This is a genomic window from Halorubrum sp. Atlit-26R, from assembly GCF_003666015.1.
GTDB lineage: Archaea > Halobacteriota > Halobacteria > Halobacteriales > Haloferacaceae > Halorubrum.
Window position 1 is genome coordinate 1 of the sequence record NZ_QPLT01000073.1, and the last position, 1,238, is coordinate 1,238.

At 42.0% G+C, this 1,238-nt stretch carries 1 protein-coding gene and 1 pseudogene; one reads left to right on the top strand and one right to left on the bottom strand.

What is annotated here, in order from left to right; translation table 11 throughout:
* Nucleotides 1–614 (bottom strand): annotated as a pseudogene (locus DVK07_RS22435) (hypothetical protein); the annotation flags it as partial.
* 224 nt (nt 615–838) lie between these two features.
* On the opposite strand from DVK07_RS22435, the gene DVK07_RS23825 reads away from it, so the two are divergent.
* Nucleotides 839–1,238: hypothetical protein (locus DVK07_RS23825; protein WP_233565525.1), on the top strand; the 400-nt coding region annotated here is incomplete at its 3' end.

Below are 1,238 nucleotides of genomic sequence, written 5' to 3' on the forward strand. Positions count from 1 at the left end.
GCTCTCCAGACCACCTCTTTATCTAGCTCTCCCTGTTCCAACCTTTCCCAAACATGCTGTGATTCAGTTTCATCAATTTTTATTCCTTTCCGTCCTTCGTCTGTAAATCCTCGCTGCTTGATTTGGCGCCCTGTTTCACCTATAAATGGAAAATGCGGCTGAACTAGATGTACTAGCAACCGCTTTTTCGGGAACTCTTTAGATAGTTCAAGAACTCGATCGATTGCAGGAGAGGGAGGAACCGTTCTGAGATCGTCATCCCAACATGAATTGTAGAGCCGCTCACAGTAGTGAAATTTTTGTTCAACGTCATGCATCTGCGTTTGTGGATTCGCAGACGCTAACACGGTATCTGGATACTTACGGGGGAATGTTTCTGCGAGCCAAAGACGAGTACATGATGCAGGAGAGCTCTCTTTATTCAGCAACCCGGGAATATCGTTTGTTTCTTCAAAAAGATCATACCGGCATCCATCCAGAACGATAAGAATATCCCAATCTTCGTTCATTACGCGCACTGGCGACTTGTTCTGGATCTTTTGATGATATAACTCAAGGAATTCCATTAGGATAAGCTCTGGATTAGAGATAGCAACCTTCAGTTTCTGAATCATACTGTTACAGCAGTATTTATTAGTTAAGTTGTTTTCGGGTATACAGTTGAACTGAGCCTAATCCTGATAGTAACAAAAATTGGATTTTAGATTAGGATTTTACTTATATTTTATATCTAAAACTATTATTTCTCGGTGTATTAGATAGTACAGACACATATTGGTGGTTCGTAGATATTTGGTGTTATGAAAAGCCATATTTAGTATAGGTGGGTTTATCATGTATGGAAATCCTATATCTTTCCCGGCTGGACACAGATAGTCCGATATCGAAGATACATCGAGAAGTTGGAAAGCGATCGAAGCATTCAATCCATGGGTTCGTTCAGGGAGAAGTTGAACACGAACTCGGCGATATTACCATTCATAGACCTGGAACAAATCTGCTTGAGACGGCTAACTCGTATATATGGCGGTTTTCAGAGAGATTCGACGTGATCCATACGGGACCATATTGGAAATCACTACTCTATCTTTTGCAGCAGTTACCTCCGTTTTCCGGAAGAATCGTCCACACATATCACAATGCGGAGGAGTTAGTCCACCAACCGTCTTGGAAGTTCCGATTACGAAGAAAAGCTCTCGCTAAACTTGCTGCGGAGACACCTACCCCAAGTGAATTTC